The following is a 15457-nucleotide window of genomic DNA, read 5'->3' on the forward strand; positions in this document are numbered from 1 at the left end:
ACCGCCGGGCGCGGCGCCGGTATGGTGCTGGAACGCCCTGGACCGGGAGGAGGTGAGAGCGATGGACGACACGACGTTCATGCGCTCCCGCCCCGTCCGGGCGTCGCGGGTCTGACCGGGAGCGCACCGCATCTTCCGGAAGGACTCTCATGACCGATCTGGTCATCCGCCCGCTCGCCCCCGGCGAGGAGCATCTCTTCGAGCAACTGTCCGACCCCGCCCTGGTGGGCGTCGCCGCGTTCGGCCGGTCGTACCGCACGACGGCCGCCGCGGGCGAGTACCGTCCCGAATGGACCTGGGCCGCCCTGCGCGGCGACACGGTCCTCGCCCGCGCCGCCTGGTGGGGCACACCGGGCGACGACGAGCCGGTCGCGCTCGACTGGTTCGATTTCACCGATGCCGACGCGGGCGTCGCCCTCCTGCGGACGGCCCGCGCGGAATCGTGGAAAGCCGAGTACTGCCTGTTCGTCCCGCCGCACGGACGAGAGCGGCCCGAGGTCCGCACCGCCGTACGGGCCCGCGCCGACGCGGCCGTCGCCGCCGGGATGACCTGGCTCGTGGACCGCTACCGGTACGAGTGGACGACCTCGTGCGGGCTGCCCGAACGCCCCGGCCGCCTCACTTACCGGCCCGAGCCCGACGACTCGGTGATCCTCGACGTGCTACGCCGGATCCAGCACGGCACCCTCGACGCCCACGCCCGCCGCGCCATCGCCGAACGGGATCTGGACGCCGCCGCGCGCGAGGACCTGGACATCCTGCGGCGGTTCCCCGCTCCCCGCGACTGGTGGCGGCTGGCGTACACGCCCGCCGGTGACCTCGCCGGGTTCGTCGCCCCGACCCGCAACCACACCGCACCGGTCATCGGCCTCATCGGGGTCGTGCCGGAACAGCGCGGCCACGGATACGGCTACGACCTCCTCGCCGAGGGCACCCATTTCCTGGTCGAACAGGGCGCCGATCGCATCCTGGCCGACACCGACATGACGAACACGCCGATGGCCGCCGCCTTCACCCGGGCCGGTTATCCCGTCACCCAGGAGCGGATCTTCTTCGCTTGACCCTCCGCCGGGCGGTGCGCGAACGTGAGGATTCGTGCACCGCCCGGCGAACTCCCTGGAGGATGCGATGCCCGCTCGCATGACGCCGCCATTCCGCGCCGACCACGTCGGCAGCCTGCTACGCCCACCGGAGCTGCTCCGGGCCCGCGACGACTTCGCCGCCGGCCGGATCTCCGCAGAGCGGTTGCGGTCGGCCGAGGACGAGGCGATCCGCACAGTGGTGGAGATGCAGGAGGACGTGGGCCTGCAGAGCGCCACCGACGGGGAGTTCCGCCGCGCCTCCTGGCACATGGACTTCATCTACCGGCTCGGCGGCATCGACCCGGCCTCGGAGAAGCTGAAGGTCCACTTCCGCAACGCCTCATCGTCGAGACCGCCCACGAGGTCTGGGGGTAGGCCCTCCGAGAGGAGGCTTGCACGCTGTGGTGCCGACGTTCGCTCATGCCGGCTACGCCGGATCCGCTTACCGGGGGAGTTCTGATGGATTCCGTGATCGACACGGTGAAAGCAGAGGAACAGGAGTACAGCCAGGGCGAGGAGCGGCCGCTGCGCCCGACGCGACGAGGCTGGCCGGGGCGACGATGAGCGCCGTGGCGGGGGCCGACTGGCTCCAGCTCGTCTACGCCCGGCTGCGACGGTCGGCCGGGGGCTGAGAGCTGCACCGGGGCGCTGACCTGGTTCGGTAGGCCGAATCGGGGGGTTTGGGATGCCCTCGGCGGGTAGGCGGGCAGCATGGACGTTACCTTCCTCAAGTCGCTGTACGACATTCCCGGCCCGTTCGCCTCCGTCTACCTCGACATGCGACGGGCCACCGAGGACGCTTCGAAGGTCATCGAGCTGCGGTGGCGGGCCCTGCACCGCGAACTGGTCGAGCAGGGGACGCCGGCCGCGACCGTCGAGGCGATCGAACGGGTTGTGACCGAGGAGAACATCCAGCGCGAATCCGGCACTCTCGCGGTGTTCGCGGCGGACGGCGAGGCAGTCCACTCCGAGGTACTGCGCGGGACACCGCGCGCCGAACTGGCCAGGTATGCCCCGTTGCCGCACGTCAAGCCGCTCCTGGCGCAGCGCGGGCAGCCGATCGCCTACCTGGTCGCCACGGTGGACCGGCTCGGCGGGGAGATCACCTGCGTGGCGCGGGGCGGCGATCGCCGTACGATCACGGTCAAGCCCGACGAGGACTTCCCGGTGCGCAAGACCAAGGCCGGCGACATGTTCCGGCAGGACAAGCAGCAGCGGGCCGCCGAGGAGGTCTGGCGGATCAACGCCAAGAAGGTCGCCCACGCGATGGTCGGGGCGGTCGACGACTGCGGCGCCGACATCGTGGTCCTCGCCGGCGACGTTCGCGCCCGTACGGCCGTCCAGGAGGAACTGCCCGAACCCGTCCTGTCGCGCGTCGTCGACGCGGGCGGGGCCGGGCCGGCGCTGGACGAGGAGATCACCCGCGCCGTCGAGCGCAAGCGGGCCGAACACCTCACCTCCCTGGTGAGCCGGTTCGACGAACAGCTCACCAAGCACGGCCGCGCGGTCGAGGGCATGGAGGGCGTGAGTGACGCGCTGCGCAAGGGACAGGTCGCCTGCCTGTTCCTGGAGGACCGGCCAGACTCGTCGATCACCCTGTGGACGGGGCCGCAGGCGACCGATGTGGGGACGTCCGCCGATCGCCTTCGGGAGCTCGGCGTCGCCGACCCCGTCGCGGACCTGGCCGACGCCGCTCTCATCCGGGCGCTCGCGGGCACCGATGGGGAACTGGTGCTCCTGCCACCGGAGTCGCTGCGCGCCGAGTCCGGTGCGGGGGCCCTGCTGCGGTACGCGGACTGAGCGGCGAGGGGGCCACGACCGGATCACGGATCGTCGAGCAGGGCGAGGCAGTCCGCGACGTCGGCGATGCCTTCCGCCCGGCGGCCGGTCTTCATGGCGTACAGCGCGCTGTCCATGGCAGCCCGCGCCGCCAGCAGGCAGGTCGTGCTGTGGATCACGACGTCGACGCCTAAGTCGGCGAGCTCGGCGTGGGACAGCCAGGGCGATCGTCCGCCGGGTACCTGGTCGAAGACGAGCGTGCGCGCTCCGATCGCGTCACGGGTGAGGCCGATGAGACGCGTGTTCGAGATGCCGGCCACGAGCACGCCGTCGACGCCCGCATCGATGTACGCGCCGACCCGCCGGACGATCTCGGGTTCCTCCACCGCGTCCGTACGGGCGATCACGGCGAGACCGTCACGTGCGCGCAGGACGGCGTTCAGCTTCTCGAGCTGGTCGGACAGCGGGACCAGGCGCTTGCCCGCCAGGTGCCCGAATCGGCGAGGCCTGGCCTGGTCCTCCAGGACGACCCCGGTCGCGCCCATCGACGCGAGCCGCCGGACGACGTGACCGGCGATTTCGGGGCCGCCATAGCCGTCGTCGACGTCCACGAGCAGCTCGTGGCGAGGAAGCGCCGCCCTCAACCTCCCGACGAATTCGATCATGTCGGGCCAGGCGATGAAGCCGACGTCGGGCAGCCCGTAGTGGGACGCCGAGAAACCGAACCCGGAGACGAAGAGCCCGTCGAAGTGGACGGCGGCGGTGAGCGCCGAGATCATGTCGTGGATCCCGGGTAGCAGCCGCAGGGACGTCAATTCCGCTCCCAGAGGGATCGCAGCAGATCGACACCGCTCGCGAGCGGGGTGCCGCGGGTCTCGAAGACGACGGTGCCCTGCCAGGAACGCCTCTTGAGGAGGCCGACGACCTGATCGAGCGGGATGGTCCCGGAGTGCAGGCCGAGATGCGAGTCGGCCCGACCGTCGTTGTTGCTGACCGACAGCGCCCGGATGTCGCCGGCGAAGTCGTCCAGGATGGCGGCCGGGAATCCCTGGTTGACGTTCGCGTGCCCGATGTCGAAGACGAAGGTCAGCTCCGGTATCCGCCGTTTGGCCGCCGCGAAGTCGTCATGCCCGGTGAAGACGTAGGAGAAGGGCCGGTGCCGGGGGTAGTGCGAGAGGTTCTCCACCCAGATCTCCACGCCGCGCCGGTCGGCCTCCTCGAGGATGAGCTCGACCGCGGAGAGGAACCTGGTCAGCGCCGCGTCCCTGGCCGACCTGGTCGGGCGGGGATCGACGACGCAACCGCCGTGGATCACGAGCGGGCAGCCGAGGCGCTCGGCGAGGTGGAGCTCGGTCGAGAGATACCGCAGCGTACCGTCACGCACCTCGGGGATCTCGGTGGCGAGCGGAGCCCGGAAGTTGCCGTGCAGGATGGGGCTGACATGCAGCTGTGCGGTCAACGCACGCAGGTCCCGGACCCGCTCGGGCGACCACGTACGCGGCTGGTCCGCTTCGAGGCTGAAATCGATGTACCAGTGGGTGCAGCCGTGCTCGTGGGCGCGTGCGGCGCCTTCTTCCGCGGAGAGGTACTCCTGGGCAGCGATTCCCGACGCGAAGGGAAGCGTCAGAGGCATGATGCTCACCGCCAATCGGGTTGTTCGGGGGTGTGGGCCACAGCGCGCTCGGCCGTCCACAGATCGGTTAGGCGGGTACGGAGGCGTTCGGCCGGTGGCCCGAGGCGCAGGAGACGGTCGACGACGTCCGCGGGGCCGGCCACCAGACTGCGCGTTTCGGACATGTCGCCTAGGCGCTCCTCGAACGGGGCGCCGGAGAGATCACGGATGTCGATGCCGACCTCACGGGCGATGACGACTCCGGCATGCAGGTCGACTTCCCCGATCCGATAACCGACGATGCCGTCGATGTCACCGCGGGCCAGCATCACCCAGTAGGTCAGCGGCGCCCAGAGCTGGAGAACCCGGCCCGCCATGCGCTCGAGGAGGATGCGCAGCGCGCTCGCCATCGGGTCGTCGGGGCTCACGGCGTAGCCCTGGCTCCAGGCGAGCAGCGGGCGCCGCCGTCGTCGGTCGGCCGAGCGCAGCAGCGCCCGGTTTCGCGACATCCACGCGCCGCGTCCCCTGATGGCCGACCAGGTGCGGTCCGACACGGGATCGTGGATCACCCCGAGCATCGGCACTCCCTCATGGCACAAGGCCAGGCCGATGCCGTAGACGGGCAGCCCGATGGCGAGGTTGTTCGTTCCATCGAGAGGGTCGATGACCCAGGACCAGGCGTCGTCACCGTCGACCACACCGAGCTCCTCCGAGATGATGCGATGCCGGGGATAACCGGCCCGGATCCGCTCGACGATGACGCGTTCGGACTCGATGTCCAGGCTGGTGACCACGTCCGCTGCGCCCTTCTCACGGACGTCGAACCGCCCGCACGCGCCGCGCCGGAGGAGGGTTCCGGCCGCCTCGGCGGCCTCGATGGCGACGATCCTGGCCTTCCACAGATCCATGCTGCCCGCCTCTGTCAGGGGCTCATATCAAGGTCATGAAGCCGGTCGAAGGCGCGGGCGGCCATCAGCAACTCGCCTTCCGTGCATCGGCGCCTGCGCACCTGGTGTTTACCCAGCCCGAGATGCCCGAGGGCGTACTCCGGAGCGGAGCGGCGGATGTCCGCCACGACGATGGTGGCCGCGGGTCCGCGGACGGACGTCGCGTGGAAGCGGCCGGCCGACAGGAGGTACGTGCGGTCGCTGTCGATGACCTGACGAGCGGCCTCCTCACAGGTGACGAGGCGGCGGGTCGGCCGGAGTTCGTCGACCAGTCCGTCGGTGTACACGGCGAGGACGCGGTGTGTCGGACGATCGGCGGTGTCCTCGATGTGGAAGAGATGGTTGCGTACCTGGCCGAACAGGACGAAGCTCGTCAGGTTCCAGCTGTGCGCGTGAACGGGCGACGTGGTGAGCGGCGGACAGCGCACGGTGTCCGTCCACAGGTGGATGCACACGCCGACATCGGCGGACCGGAGCATGGGCACGCAGAGGAAGCCCAGCGGATGCCGGACGCCGGAGATCCCTTCGGCCGTCGCGCGGCCTAAGAGACGGCGGAAGTGCCGCCGGAGCACGGAGCCGGGGCCACGGGCCGTGATCAGGTCGCGAAGCTCCGTCAGCTCGTCAGGGGTAAGGATTCCTGGCATGAATCGCCTTTTGGATGATGCGGGGAATGTGGTCATCCGGAAGAGTCAACGGAAGGTGCAACGCGTCGAATAACCCCCTCACCTCCTCGGGTGTCGGTTCGTCGCCGAACCCGACGGTCGAGGACAGCTCGAGGGGGACCTTCTTGGCCTGGGCGAGGCTCCGATCGAGCTCGGTGTGAAAGCTCGCGTAGAGGAAACTCTCTCGAGGGATCATCAGCGCCGGCATCCGCGGATCGTCCTGGGTGATGATCAGGCGGTTGTCGGCCATGTCATAGCGGAACGTGGTCATCGTCGAGGTCAGGCCGATCTGGACGTCGAGCAGGTCGTACCGCTTCTTGTGCCAGCAGGCGGCCAGGACCGTGGCGTACGCCTCCTCGCGTGTGCGATCGCAGGTCCAGGTCTCGCCGGTCGCGTCCGTCAGCTCCGCCATCGATCGCCGGAAGACGGCGTACCGCTCACAGGCGTCGAGGTCGGTGGGGTCGAGGATCTCCAGCCTGACGGTGAGGGCGCGCCGGTCGCGGCGCGCCAGCCGAACGCACTCGGGCAGGGTGACCGCGCGGATGTAGGTGCCGGTGCCGCCTTTGAACACCCAGCGGCCGGTCTGCTCGCGTGCCTCCTCGTGGGCGCGCGCGACCTCCCTCGGACCGGTCAGCAGCCCGACGGCGGCGATCTCACGCAACGCCCGCTCGCTCTGGAGGAGGGTCGTGCGCATCGCCGACAGGTCGCCGAGTCGGCCGGAGACCTCGTTGAGCGCCGTGGTCAGGCCGTGCTCGGCGTTCATGCCGCGCCACCGGTCGCGGAGGACCGCCAAGGAGAGCACGGCGAGTGTGAGCAGGATCGTGTTGTCGGCGAGTTTGGTCGTGGTGACGTCGAGCAGGCCGAGGACGCCTGCGACGATCGCGATGCCGAGCGCGACCACGGCGTCCGTCTCGGCCAAGAACCACACCAGAATGCGCTTCATCGGCATCCTCCAGTGCTTGACCGAGCTATGTGACTATTGATGCATTTATCGCGAGAGTTGCTTAACGAAGCATCGTTCGGGCGAAGCGTCGATATGATTCCGGATGGTAACGTAGGAACAGATCGGGTTCAACGACTTCGATTTCCATGAGTTTCGGATCGCCCGATTCATCGATCACGAAATCGATCCGTCCGTAAATCGGCTGATTCGGAAGGGCGGCGAGCACGCGCCGGCCGTAGGCGTCCATCCACGGTTCGGCGGCCACTGGATAGGTGCGCCCCCCGTAATGATTCTGTACGCGGAACTCGCCCGGACGTGGAACCTTCAGCACGAGGTGGCTGAGCACGCCGTCGAGATAGATCGCCGAATACTCTCCCTCGCTCTCGACGACCGGCTCGTACTCCTGGATCAGGACCGGCTCGTCGCGGAGCTCGGCACGGGCGACGGACACCGCCTCGTCCAACGAAGAGCACAGCCAGGTGCGGCGGCCTCCCGCTCCGATCACCGGCTTCACCACGACCCGCCCGGCGTCCATCCCCGACAGATGACCGGCGGCCAGGTCGGCGCCGCGCTCGGCGACGCGCGTCTCCGGCAGCGCGATGCCGCGGTCGCGCAGCTCGATCAGATAGCGCTTGTCGACGTTCCAGGTGATCAGCGGATGGGAGTTGAGCAGCCGATCATCGCAGCCGACCTTCGCCAGCCACTCGGTGAACTCCTGAAGGCGCATGCTGTAATCCCACGGAGAGTGCAGCAGGATCGCGTCGAAGTCGTCCCATGAGGCGCTTTCGTCGTCCCAGATCACCAGCGAGGCGGCGGCTCCCGCCTCGCGCAGCGCGGTGAGCAGATCACGGGTGTCCTCCATTCCCTCGGGCAGCGTGGGCGCGGTGACCAAGGCGACTTTCTGTGGCGTCATCGGTGGTCCTCTCCATCATTTCGGACGCCGGTGATCCCCCAGACCAGCAGATCCATTGGGTCTGGTGAGGTACGCCGGAAGTCGACCCACTGCATGTTCTCCAGCAGGCTGGGAATACGTGGTCTCACCGCACCCTCCAGAAGCACCGGGATCACCGGGCACCGGCGGCCGAAGAACTGCTGCAAGAAATACCACACTTCATCACGTTGCCACGGACCGATGCCGCTCTCGCCGATGAGCACCGCCGCGCATGAGATCGAATCGATCTGCTCCTGCACCGCCTCGAGCCACGGTTTTCCCGGATAGGCGTCCCAGATGTCGACCCACGGCCGGATTCCGCGTTCCATCAGCTTCTTGGCCAGATGGAGTGCGCTTTCCTCGTCTTCATGGCTGTAGGAGATGAAAACGTCATAGAGGGAGCGCTTGGCCTTCAACTCCACGTTGACGGATACGACGTCCCGCTCGAGAGCGCGGTCGGCGCGCGTCTCGAGCGCGGCTGTCCCGGCCGGCTCCGGACGATCGACCGACGGGACGGCGATGTCGACGCTCGCCTCGCAGACGTTGCACCGAATCCAGGTGAGACCGCGCTCGACCCGCCGGCGTACCTGTTGCTCCGCCACCGCGGTGCCGCACGCCTCACAGGCCACCGAGGTCCGCAGGACCAGGACGCCGTCGACCGCGACGCGCCCGAGGAAGGCCCGGCACATCTCATCGAACAGCGACCGCTGAACCTCGGCGATGGCCGTCTCGTGCCGCGTCTCCGCCCACAGGGACCCCGAGTCGTCCGGACGCACTCGGACCCAGGAACCGTGGCCGTTCGACCAGGTGAAGCGCGCGGTCGACGCCCAGAGAGCCCGCCCGGAGAACAACCCGGAGTTGTGCAACGCCACGACGAGCGTGGCGTACACGTGATCCCGCTGGCCGGTGAGGCTCAGCGAGATGCCCGGTTCGAGGCCCGCCCAGCGGTCCTCGTCAACGGGTGTCCGGACGGCGCTCGGGAAGCTCAGGACGACGTCCTTGCCCTCGCGGATGACCACGCCGGCACCCACGAACTCCTGTACGGCCGCGTGCAGGAGATCCTGCTCACGGCGCGGATCGGGGACCCGCTCGTCGGACGGCAACGGGATGGTCGGCGCCAGCACGTCGTCCTCCCGCAGCGTGCCGTCACCGGTCGCCGCCCGCTGGGCGGCAATGAGGATCATCGAGGCGTACGAGCGCAGGAGGCTCGGGTCCAGCAGGACGAGGTTGCCGAAGCTGAGCCGCCGCACCAGCCCCTCGGCGTCCAGGAAGGCGAGGAGAGATCGGAACTCCTCCAGCGAGGGGTCGCCGATGCCCAGGCGGGTGCAGTGCCGGGCGAACGCGGCGTACAGGGTGTGCACGGCTTCGAGAACACGACCCTGAGCCTCGCTCTCCAGCACGAACATCCGGAGCCGCTGGAACTGGGCCCCGGAGGTGAGCGTCGGTATGGCCGCCCAGTCGACCGCGTCGAGGATCATCCGCCGCAGCGCGGCGATGTTCGTGCCGTCCTTGGAACTCGTCTCGATCAGCCCGGCGAACTCGCTGATCTCCTCCTCCCACCGCAGGTCCGAGATCGGGGCCGCCAGGCCCCCGCGGTCGATGCGGGCGATCACCACGATCCGCGGGGTCCGGGTGCCTCCGGCGCGCAGCAGCGTCTCCCACTCACGGACCTCGGCGCGGGGGTCGGTGGTGTTCCGGTTGTCCAGCACGAGGACCGCGGCGGCCAGGTCCTCGACGTCGAGGCGTTGCAGCAGCCGGTAGATCGGCTGGCCGGCGAAATCCCACAGATAGGTCTCCCGGACGACCTGAACGTCGCCCTGCACGACCACGCTGCGGTCCAGCATCGAGACCTTCGTGGCATGGGTGGACTCTGTCGGCTGGAACTCCTCGCCGCGGAGTGCGTTGCTGAGCGCGGTCTTGCCGACGCCCGTGTTGCCCAGCAGCCCGATCCGGCAGTTCGCGTACCGGGTGGCGGACGACTCCGCGCTGAGCTGGTCGATGAGGCGGGTGTCGTACCACCACAGGAGCGCCTGGCGGTCGCGGTCGCCGGTGGTGACGAGCGCGGGCGCGTGCGGATGGAAACGGGCACTGGCGTACCAGTGATGGTGCTCGGCCGGCTCGTCGATGAGCTCGACGAGCTCGAAGGTGTCGGTCCGGTAGATCCGGATGGAGCGCTGGTCGTCCTTCACCGCGAGCAGCCGCTCGTCGTGTGAGAGCGAGAGGTCGTGCGGAGTGCCGGTGAACCCCTCGATCACGTGCAGGAGGCGGAGGTCACGGCGGTCCCAGACGCGGACGGTGCCATCGCTGGACGAGCTGATCACCGTGGCACTCGAACGGGCGCCGATCAGGCGGATCACGAAGCCGCGGTGCGCTCGCACCTGGGCGACGGATGCTCCGGAGTCGAGGTTCCAGACGCGGATGTGTCCGTCCCTGCCGCCGGTCAGCGCGTAGGAGTCGCCGGGCTCCCAGTAAGCGTCCTCGATACGTCCATGATGTGCGGGGATGGAGCGGATCAGCGCTCCGTCCCGGGTGTCCCAGACCTTCAGGGCACCGTCGTAGCTGGCGGATATGAGCCGCGCGTCATCGTCGCTCCAGCCGATGGCATGGACGTCGTCGATGTGACTGACGAGCGTCAGAACCTCGTCCCCGCACGACATGTCGAAGACGTGCACGGTGTTGTCCCGTCCCGCGACCGCGAGCCGGGCGGCGTCGGAGGACCAGGCGGCGGTCCATAACGGCTTTCCCGACCAGGTGGGCCGGAGCGGTGCGCCCTCCGCCATCAGCTGGACGTTGTGCGCGATGCGGCACTCGGCCGTGACGACGAACTCCGGGAAGGTGACGACGCGGACGACGCCCGCCTGGTCGGGTACGGCGAGCCGGTCCCCGGAGGGGGACCAGGCCATCCGGGTCAAGACCGCTTCGGAGCGGGCGAGCGCGCTCCGCCGGTCGAAGCAGCGGTTCTGCTCGGCCATCATGGACCTCCCTCGACACCCCCGGACACGCCCTAGTAGCCGCGTTCCGGGTCGACCGTAAGTGGCGGGCGCTCGCCGCGTCGCAGGGCCTCCCAACAGGCACGGAAGTCTTCGACGACATCGGAGTCGGCGGTCACTCCGGCGGTGTGCGGCGTGATGACGGTCCGGGGCATGACCCACAATGGATCGTCCGCGGCGGGCGGCTCGGCGGGGAGCACGTCGAGGACGGCGCGCCGTAGCCTCCCGTCGTCGAGTGCCTCTCGCAACGCGTCATACTGCACGGTCGCCCCGCGCCCGACGTTGATGAAGGACGCGCCGCGCGCGACGCCGAGGAGGTCACGTCCGAAATACCCCCGGGTGTCATCGGTCAACGGGAGGGTGGACACCAGCCACTGTGCCTGGGGCACGTGAATCGCCGCGTCGGAGGTGCTCAGCACACGATCGAATTCCGGTGCGTGGCGGGCGGCGGTGGCCACGCCGATGACGCGGAGGCCCACACCGCGCAGGAGAAGCGCGACGGCCTTTCCGATTCGCCCGGTGCCGAACACGATGGCCAGATCGTCGTCGATGAGGTCGACCTGTTGCCGCTGCCAGTGGTGCATTCGCTGTTGGGCATGGTAGATCGACGCACGCTGGCGTTCTTCCAGCATCCAGGCCAGCACGTATTCGGCGATGCGCCGCCCCATTCGGCCGACGGTGCGGGTGAAGATGACGTCGGTCGGCCATGAGGTCGAACGGAGCACGGCGTCGACCCCGGCGTTCGTGCTGTGGAACCACAGGAGGTCGTCCATGAGGCGGGCGGGCACGTTCGGACCGATATGAACGATCTGTCGGCCCTCACTCGCTGCCTCATCCGGGGTGAGAACCGGCCGTCGGATGACGTCCGACAGCCGACGGCGCAGTTCGTCGGACATATCGGCATCGAGGGACACGGATGCCCGTTCGACCCGTGAACGCCGTTCGTCTTCTTGTAACCCACTGGTAAATTGCGCACGCGGCCGCATGATCCGACTCTCCGCTCCCGCTCGGTATTCGTGATTCGATCGCTGAGTTTTTTGGTGCTTGCATAATGGCATGGGAGGGAGAGCCGGGTCGAGCGAAGCATATATATGTGCTATCTGTCCAATTCAGGTGATAGGTGGCCTCCTTAACGAGTGCGGTCGGTCAGGGCAGCAGCGTGTCCAGGAAGGTGTTACTGAACACCCGGTACGGGTCGTAGCCGTTGAGCGTGGCCCTCGCGGCGTCGAAGCCGTCGCCGGCGGCCTGACCCGCGTTGACGGCGTTGCGGATGGTGGAGGTCAGCATCGTCGTGTCGGTCCAGGCCCCGCCGGTCGTGACCGCCCAGGCCTTGGACCACTCGGGCCGTACGGTCGCGTACGAACCGGTGTAGTTGGAGAAGATCCACTGCTCCATCTCGCGGTAGAACGCGTTGCACTGGGGAGTGCCGGGGATGGTGCCCATGTCGAGCCAGACGCACACGTCCCACTCGGGGTGGTCCGGGCGGGGGCGTACCGACGACAGCTGCGGGGTGACGGCGCCGCTCACCCCGGACTCGGACGGCTGGTCCAGGCCCGTCACACGGATCTCGATCGGGCCGTTCATCGGGTACTGACCCTGCGCCTGGTAGGCGTTGATCCGCGAGACGTACCGGTTGTAGAACTCGCTGACCACGCGCTGGATGTTGGACCGGGTGGTGAGGACGGCGTAGCCGGCCTCGACGATCCGTAGCGTGGTCGGCTGCACGTACAGCAGGGTGTTCTTCGTCCAGCCCCAGACGTCCCACGTGCCGGTGGTGATCAGCCCCGAGCCGACGATCGCCATCTCGAGGTTCTCGAACGAGGGGGTGACCGAGACGTCGCCGCCCACGATCTGCTTGATGTAGTCGGACTGCTGCTGGTTGATGAAGTTCGCGAACGTGTAGTTGTACGGGCTGTCCACCTGTTTCGAGAGGATGGGCTTGGTCGGGCTCAGCGACCACAGCTTGATCCACGGGACGGTCGTGAACGGGAACCAGATCACCTCCATCCGCCCGCACCCGTTCAGCAGGCTCGCGAAGGAGTTCGATCCGGCGGAGGACGGGGCGGCGAAGACGTCCGTCACCTGGATGTCGTACCGGCTCTGGCACCTCAGGCGCTGGTTGGCGCCCACTTCGAGGGTCACCTCGGTGACGAACGCCCGGCCGAGGTGGGCCAGGAACGCCTTCATCGCGGCGTCGGTCCGGCCGAACGTCTGCAGCGTGAACGCGCTTCCGTTCCAGACCACGGCGGTCAGGGACCGGATGAGGTTGCTCAGCGAGCCGTAGCTGGTCCCGGCGAGACGGCTCTCGCCCTGGGCGGGGATCGCCGAACCGTGCGCGTTGATCGCCAGTACGCCGCCGAGCGTGATGTCGCCGGGGGCGGGGATCGCGGCGAAACCCAGGCCGGCGGCCTCGAGCTTGGCGAGCAGGGCGTCCATCGTGATCCCGGTCTGCGCGGTGACCGTCGACGAGCCGATGCTGACGGACGTCAGGTGCTGGGTCGTGTCGACGAGGATGACCTTGCTGACGTCGGCGCCGTTCGGCACGAGGATCGGGGACCAGTTGTGCCCCATCCCCTTGGGGCGGACGCGGTAGCCGTTCTGCTGGGCCCAGTTCGCGACGGACACCACCTCGGCGGGGGTGTTCGGCGCGCAGGTCAGGGCGTTCTCGATGGTGATCTCTTCGGACCAGTTCTGGTACGCCTGCCGGTAGAGGGGCAGCGGGAAGCCGGGCAGGGTGTCGGCGCGAGCGGGGATCCGGAAGGCGGGGACCCAGGTGAGGGCGGCCGCCCCGGCGGCGGCGAGGAGGCCGCGGCGGGATAGGTGGGAGGAGGAATCCATGGGTGCTCCCAGGGGGAGCGGCGGTCCGGTCGGGGACCGCCGGTGGCAGGGCGAAGACGACGGGGGCCGGCCGAATGCCTCCCGCCGTGGTGACTGGCCGCGGACGCGGCCGGAGCCGTCAGTGCGCACGAGCGTCAACGCTTGCGCTGGTTATACGGCGCTTCGTGCTATTTGGTCAAGCACTTGCTTGGTGCTCGTGTGCGGTGCACATCGCCAATGTCCCCGCCGTTATGTCCGGAATCGGCCTCCCGGTGGGCCGTTCGCGGCCGGATGAAGCCGTCATACTCGGCTCGGCATCCGATCGCGACGCTGGGAGGCGGCGGTGGGCGAGGTCAGCCGACGGGGATTCATCGCCGGGACGGCGGGCGCGGTGGCGGCGGGCGTCGTCGCGGGCGAGTCCCTCACCGAGGGCCGGGCGGACGCGGCCGTACGGCTGCCCGCGCCGGAGCGGTCGGGCATCGACCACATCGTCGTGGTGATGATGGAGAACCGCTCCTTCGATCACTATCTCGGCTGGCTGCCGGGCGCGGACGGCCGGCAGGCCGGGTCGACCTACACCGACCGCGACGGCGCGGCGCACCCGACCCATCACCTGACCGTGCCGCACGGCTGCGGTTTCCACGACCCGGACCACTCGTACGAGGGCGGACGCGTCGAGTTCAACAACGGCGCGTGCGACGGCTGGCTGCGGGCCGGCCAGAACGACCTGCTGTCCATCGGCTACTTCCACGCCGAGGACCTGGCGTTCTACGGCCGCGCGGCGCGCGACTGGACCGTCTGCGACCGCTACTTCGCCGCCATGATGGCACCGACGTTCCCCAACCGGTTCTTCCTGCACGCCGCGCAGACCGACCGGCGTACGACGTCCGTCGAGAAGCTCGCCACCATGCCGACGATCTGGGACCGGCTCGCCGCCAAGGGCCTCAAGGGCCGCTACTACTACAGCGACGTGCCGTACACCGCCCTGTGGGGCACGCGATATCTCGGCATCAGCCACCCGATCGCCGAGTTCTATGCGGCGGCCGCGACCGGCACGCTCCCGCCGGTCTCCTTCGTCGAGCCCGGCTTCCTCGGCGAGGCCGTGCCCGGCCTGTCCGAGGACGAGCACCCCCTCGCAGACATCCGCCTCGGCCAGCACTTCCTCGGCAAGGTGCACGACGCGGTCGTGAGCAGCCCGAACTGGGCCAGGACGATGCTGGTCATCACGTACGACGAGTGGGGCGGCTTCTTCGACCACGTCGCCCCGCCCGCGGGCCCCGATCCCAACCCGGACCTCGGCGCGGGCCTGCGCGGCTTCCGGGTGCCCTGCGTGGTCGTCTCACCGCGGGCCCGGCGCGGCCACGTGGCGCACCGGCTCTACGACCACACGTCGATCCTGAAGATGATCGAGTGGCGGTTCGGCCTGGAGCCCTTGACCGTACGCGACGCCGCGGCGCGCAACCTCGCCGAGGTCCTGGACTTCGAGCAGCGGCCGCGGCTGAAGGTCCCGCGGTACGACGTCCCGCGCCCGCTCACCTTCGGCTGCATCCTGCCCGATCACGCCCACGCCGGAGAGGACTGGCCCGACCTCGTCTCCCTGGCCCGTCGCCGCGGCTTCGCCACCCGCTGAGTTCAGGGCGTGTCCGGCGGACATTCGTCCGGCTGCGCGGGGGCGCCGCGCAGTAGGACGGCGG

General features: G+C 69.1%; 13 protein-coding genes. 4 read left to right on the forward strand and 9 right to left on the reverse strand.

All coding sequences use genetic code 11. The features are described 5' to 3' along the window. Positions 1 to 149 precede the first annotated feature (149 nt). The 3 genes from AB0I04_RS00835 (at position 150) to AB0I04_RS00845 (ending at position 2882) form a co-directional block, all read left to right on the forward strand. Positions 150 to 1061 carry a GNAT family N-acetyltransferase gene (locus AB0I04_RS00835; RefSeq protein WP_360876804.1) on the forward strand — a complete coding sequence of 304 codons (912 nt, stop codon included), beginning with the start codon at positions 150 to 152 and terminating at the stop codon, positions 1059 to 1061. A gap of 67 nt (positions 1062 to 1128) precedes the next feature. Beyond that, on the forward strand, positions 1129 to 1542 hold the full coding sequence (locus AB0I04_RS00840; RefSeq protein ID WP_360876807.1) for a hypothetical protein: 414 nt from the start codon (positions 1129 to 1131) through the stop codon (positions 1540 to 1542). 251 nt (positions 1543 to 1793) lie between these two features. Beyond that, a complete protein-coding gene (locus AB0I04_RS00845; RefSeq protein ID WP_360876810.1) occupies positions 1794 to 2882 on the forward strand; it encodes a hypothetical protein in 1089 nt (362 codons plus the stop codon). 23 nt (positions 2883 to 2905) lie between these two features. Here the strand turns inward: AB0I04_RS00845 and AB0I04_RS00850 are convergent, their stop codons facing one another. The 9 genes from AB0I04_RS00850 to AB0I04_RS00890 all read right to left on the reverse strand — a co-directional run bounded on the left by AB0I04_RS00850 (position 2906) and on the right by AB0I04_RS00890 (position 13784). Continuing rightward, complete coding sequence (locus tag AB0I04_RS00850; RefSeq protein ID WP_360876813.1) at positions 2906 to 3676, reverse strand: isocitrate lyase/PEP mutase family protein; 771 nt, start codon at positions 3674 to 3676, stop codon at positions 2906 to 2908. Further along, positions 3673 to 4494, reverse strand: a complete 822-nt coding sequence (locus tag AB0I04_RS00855; protein ID WP_360876816.1) for a sugar phosphate isomerase/epimerase family protein — start codon at positions 4492 to 4494, stop codon at positions 3673 to 3675. The genes AB0I04_RS00850 and AB0I04_RS00855 overlap by 4 nt, the downstream gene beginning before the upstream one ends. Before the next feature lie 5 nt (positions 4495 to 4499). After that, entirely contained in the window at positions 4500 to 5381 is an 882-nt protein-coding gene (locus AB0I04_RS00860; protein WP_360876819.1) for an inositol monophosphatase, read from the reverse strand. A gap of 14 nt (positions 5382 to 5395) precedes the next feature. Further along, a complete protein-coding gene (locus AB0I04_RS00865; protein WP_360876822.1) occupies positions 5396 to 6064 on the reverse strand; it encodes a hypothetical protein in 669 nt (222 codons plus the stop codon). After that, positions 6042 to 7025: a hypothetical protein gene (locus tag AB0I04_RS00870; protein ID WP_360876824.1), complete on the reverse strand. Its 984-nt coding sequence runs from the start codon at positions 7023 to 7025 to the stop codon at positions 6042 to 6044. The genes AB0I04_RS00865 and AB0I04_RS00870 overlap by 23 nt, the downstream gene beginning before the upstream one ends. 61 nt (positions 7026 to 7086) lie before the next feature. After that, positions 7087 to 7938: a hypothetical protein gene (locus AB0I04_RS00875; protein ID WP_360876827.1), complete on the reverse strand. Its 852-nt coding sequence runs from the start codon at positions 7936 to 7938 to the stop codon at positions 7087 to 7089. Continuing rightward, the gene (locus tag AB0I04_RS00880) at positions 7935 to 10931 is read right to left on the reverse strand and encodes a TIR domain-containing protein (protein WP_360876830.1); all 2997 of its coding nucleotides are present in this window, start codon (positions 10929 to 10931) and stop codon (positions 7935 to 7937) included. Before AB0I04_RS00880 ends, AB0I04_RS00875 begins: the two co-directional genes overlap by 4 nt. Before the next feature lie 29 nt (positions 10932 to 10960). Next, positions 10961 to 11842 carry an NAD(P)-dependent oxidoreductase gene (locus tag AB0I04_RS00885; RefSeq protein WP_360876833.1) on the reverse strand — a complete coding sequence of 294 codons (882 nt, stop codon included), beginning with the start codon at positions 11840 to 11842 and terminating at the stop codon, positions 10961 to 10963. Positions 11843 to 12092: 250 nt separating this feature from the next. Beyond that, positions 12093 to 13784, reverse strand: a complete 1692-nt coding sequence (locus tag AB0I04_RS00890) for a cholesterol oxidase substrate-binding domain-containing protein (RefSeq protein ID WP_360876836.1) — start codon at positions 13782 to 13784, stop codon at positions 12093 to 12095. A 322-nt stretch (positions 13785 to 14106) separates the two neighbouring features. On the opposite strand from AB0I04_RS00890, the gene AB0I04_RS00895 reads away from it, so the two are divergent. Next, positions 14107 to 15393 carry an alkaline phosphatase family protein gene (locus tag AB0I04_RS00895; RefSeq protein ID WP_360876839.1) on the forward strand — a complete coding sequence of 429 codons (1287 nt, stop codon included), beginning with the start codon at positions 14107 to 14109 and terminating at the stop codon, positions 15391 to 15393. Positions 15394 to 15457: the final 64 nt, after the last annotated feature.

It is taken from the genome of Actinoallomurus sp. NPDC050550 (assembly GCF_040655075.1).
GTDB lineage: Bacteria > Actinomycetota > Actinomycetes > Streptosporangiales > Streptosporangiaceae > Actinoallomurus.

Bases quoted from the DNA above. Each gene is read 5' to 3' on its own strand.
- AB0I04_RS00855 (WP_360876816.1), bottom strand. From the start codon at position 4,494: ATGCCTCTGACGCTTCCCTTCGCGTCGGGAATCGCTGCCCAGGAGTAC.
- AB0I04_RS00860 (WP_360876819.1), bottom strand. From the start codon at position 5,381: ATGGATCTGTGGAAGGCCAGGATCGTCGCCATCGAGGCCGCCGAGGCG.
- AB0I04_RS00885 (WP_360876833.1), bottom strand. From the start codon at position 11,842: ATGTCCGACGAACTGCGCCGTCGGCTGTCGGACGTCATCCGACGGCCG.
- AB0I04_RS00840 (WP_360876807.1), top strand. From the start codon at position 1,129: ATGCCCGCTCGCATGACGCCGCCATTCCGCGCCGACCACGTCGGCAGC.
- AB0I04_RS00890 (WP_360876836.1), bottom strand. From the start codon at position 13,784: ATGGATTCCTCCTCCCACCTATCCCGCCGCGGCCTCCTCGCCGCCGCC.
- AB0I04_RS00865 (WP_360876822.1), bottom strand. From the start codon at position 6,064: ATGCCAGGAATCCTTACCCCTGACGAGCTGACGGAGCTTCGCGACCTG.
- AB0I04_RS00870 (WP_360876824.1), bottom strand. From the start codon at position 7,025: ATGAAGCGCATTCTGGTGTGGTTCTTGGCCGAGACGGACGCCGTGGTC.
- AB0I04_RS00845 (WP_360876810.1), top strand. From the start codon at position 1,794: ATGGACGTTACCTTCCTCAAGTCGCTGTACGACATTCCCGGCCCGTTC.
- AB0I04_RS00875 (WP_360876827.1), bottom strand. From the start codon at position 7,938: ATGACGCCACAGAAAGTCGCCTTGGTCACCGCGCCCACGCTGCCCGAG.
- AB0I04_RS00880 (WP_360876830.1), bottom strand. From the start codon at position 10,931: ATGATGGCCGAGCAGAACCGCTGCTTCGACCGGCGGAGCGCGCTCGCC.
- AB0I04_RS00835 (WP_360876804.1), top strand. From the start codon at position 150: ATGACCGATCTGGTCATCCGCCCGCTCGCCCCCGGCGAGGAGCATCTC.